At 54.2% G+C, this 2,395-nt stretch carries 3 protein-coding genes and 1 pseudogene; all 4 read right to left on the bottom strand.

The annotated features are described in order from the left end of the window. Nucleotides 1-352, bottom strand: a pseudogene (locus tag RTS12_RS20605) (hypothetical protein); the annotation flags it as partial. Next, complete coding sequence (locus RTS12_RS20600) at nucleotides 349-816, bottom strand: hypothetical protein (protein WP_312532008.1); 468 nt, start codon at nucleotides 814-816, stop codon at nucleotides 349-351. The pseudogene RTS12_RS20605 and the gene RTS12_RS20600, both read right to left, overlap by 4 nt. Nucleotides 817-1,102: 286 nt before the next feature. Continuing rightward, the gene (locus RTS12_RS20595) at nucleotides 1,103-1,522 is read right to left on the bottom strand and encodes a hypothetical protein (protein ID WP_312532006.1); all 420 of its coding nucleotides are present in this window, start codon (nucleotides 1,520-1,522) and stop codon (nucleotides 1,103-1,105) included. Between the two features lie 177 nt (nucleotides 1,523-1,699). Continuing rightward, nucleotides 1,700-2,359 carry a hypothetical protein gene (locus RTS12_RS20590; protein ID WP_312532004.1) on the bottom strand — a complete coding sequence of 220 codons (660 nt, stop codon included), beginning with the start codon at nucleotides 2,357-2,359 and terminating at the stop codon, nucleotides 1,700-1,702. Between the last annotated feature and the right edge of the window lie 36 nt (nucleotides 2,360-2,395).

Here is a 2,395-nt window from a genome sequence, read left to right as displayed (position 1 = left end):
CCGCCGTGATCGTGCCGTCATAGGCCAGCCGAGAGCGCAGAACAGTTTCGAGGCCGGTTGAAGGTCGCGCGCCACCGCTCTCTTGCACCTTGAGGTAATCGCGATCCGCGTTACGCGGGCGCTCATGGATCACCGCCTCAAGCCGTTCGGTATGTGCCTTCTGGATCACAAAGGCCCGCTTGGTAAACGGCGTTGGCCGGTCGAAGACCGTATCCATCCGCGCATGAATACCTGACAGGACGTCATCTGCCGTCTTATCCAGCGCATCCTTGGCAGCCCACTTGATCTGTCGCTCAGACAGTTGCTGCAGGTTGGCTTGAAGAACCGTGTCATCAAGGGTGACTGTGATCATTTAAAGAAGAAGCCCGCTGCCAAGCCGATCCATGGTGCGCTAGCGGCAACAATCAGAGACCGCTTAAACCACTTTGCATTACGTTTTGTACATCCTTCATTGTGTGCAGCCATTTCATCGAGCTGACCGCCAAGCTCGATGAGAACCGCATCAACATCACGCTTCGACAAAATGTCCTCTTTAAAATCTGAAAAGTCCTGTCCTGGAGCAGAAAATCCTATCGGCCTAGCCGACCAAGCAGCATAACAAGACGCGACAAAAAAGAGCGCAGCTGTGAGCACGACCGGAAAAGCAGCGGTCTTGTCAGACATATTCGCGATGATGCCGACCAGAACGCTCGCAATTGCCGCAGTCGATACACACAGCGTCATCGCCCTACTATCAGCAGCCAAGGCAATTTGGAGCTGGGACGCCTGCTTCACTTCAGCATGTCTGATGGCTTCACGAATCAACTCTGAAGACATATCCCTCGGAGACCCCCATCTAAGGCAGAACAAGGCATGGTTAAGCAAAAAACAATTGTGACCAAAGGACAAAGTCGCGATGGCGCTATGTCAACAAACTCATCGAAGCCCGGTCAAACCACACAAAAGCCCGCGACGACCAGCACAAAGCCTCAAGTCGCAGAAAAGCGTTCGCCAGCCGAAAAAAAGAAATAGCCGTATGCCACGAATGAGGCATCATCAAACCACAAGCATTGTTGATGTGCCTCGGTACATCGCGAATCCCATTTTCACCGCTCACAGCGCCTTACAGTACATGCTCGATTAAACTGGGTATGGCTGTAACAACTAAACCTATCGATCCCATAATCCCCTTCGGATGCCGGGAGAAAATTGCTAGAGTTGCTTGCATCAACCGTATAACCAGCATGAGCATGACGAAGATTGCCGGCGACATTAGAACGAACATTACCATCAAGCGTAATAGGCTTGGCTCAACCCCGGACGCAGGGGAAAGCATAGCTACAGCAGTTGTATCCAGCTTTTTGTAAAGTCCAAAGGCACCTGCCGAGAGCAAATAGAGTGAAAGCAAAAACCTGAGAGGGATACGGGCGCTCACCCTTCTCATCCAAATCAAGATGCGCCGCAGTAGCACCTCCGCTGCTTCAGTCTTATCAAACAGATCAATACTGGCCAGCAGATAACCTATAATTTCTATCGCACCCATTTCTAACCTCACCATTTGTATAGTGAGGTTAGATCAGGCCGCCAGAAGTCTGCAGCTAGATGTTTAGACAGCCTGCCATAGGAAAAAACCAAAGCAAAAAACGCAAAGCGCCCGCGATGATTTCTCATCCGGGCGCAGGTATGGCCAGACCCTTATGTCAAGGAAGCCAGGGGGCAGTCAAGAAGAATTCCACGGTGCGTAAGGGGGAAGCCGTTCGACCACTCGGATCGTATCAAGGCGCCACCATGTCATCTCCGACAAGAGATGGAGCAACGCACCGACCCACGCCAGATATTCGCGCCTGCGCCGCGCAATAACAGCAGCAGAACCGCCATAGCTGATCGGACACAATTCTGGGGTGTAAGTTCTCTTTTCCCGCTTACGGGCATGGCGGTAGGTAACCGGTGCAAGTTTACGGGTTGCAGCCAGCCATTCCCCGCGATCGGTCATGTCCCAGCCGCACGGCACCACACCACGGCGCTCATCATCCCGCCAATCCGGGGTCTCGCGTGCCCGTGCCAGCGCAGCAATGCGCATCGCCATCTTCTTCCCACCAACCTCGAACGGCAAGCGCGCCACCTCACCCGCAATAAGCAGCGCATCCGGATGGGGCGCACTGGTTCCACCGCCATCGACCGTGCAGCCAAGCTCGCCGCGGCGCTGGATGGTCGTGATCGTGTCGCGCCCTGGCTGATCAAAGTCACCAGCTTGGAGTTCGTAAAAAGCCAAATCATCAAAATCCAGCTGTGCACATTCAGTGGCGAAGGCCCATTCAAGCGCCTGCTGGATCGTCATCTCACGAAGCATGCTGCGCGGTTGCGTCCAGATCGCCGTCATGCTGCTGCCCCTTCCCCGATTTCACGGCAGCGCTGC

This window comes from Paracoccus sp. (in: a-proteobacteria) (assembly GCF_032007265.1).
Taxonomy (GTDB): Bacteria; Pseudomonadota; Alphaproteobacteria; order Rhodobacterales; family Rhodobacteraceae; genus Paracoccus.
Note: the sequence above shows the minus strand (reverse complement) of the source record. Positions and strands in the feature narration are given on the sequence as shown.

Bases quoted from the DNA above. Each gene is read 5' to 3' on its own strand.
- RTS12_RS20600 (WP_312532008.1), bottom strand. From the start codon at position 816: ATGTCTTCAGAGTTGATTCGTGAAGCCATCAGACATGCTGAAGTGAAG.
- RTS12_RS20595 (WP_312532006.1), bottom strand. From the start codon at position 1,522: ATGGGTGCGATAGAAATTATAGGTTATCTGCTGGCCAGTATTGATCTG.
- RTS12_RS20590 (WP_312532004.1), bottom strand. From the start codon at position 2,359: ATGACGGCGATCTGGACGCAACCGCGCAGCATGCTTCGTGAGATGACG.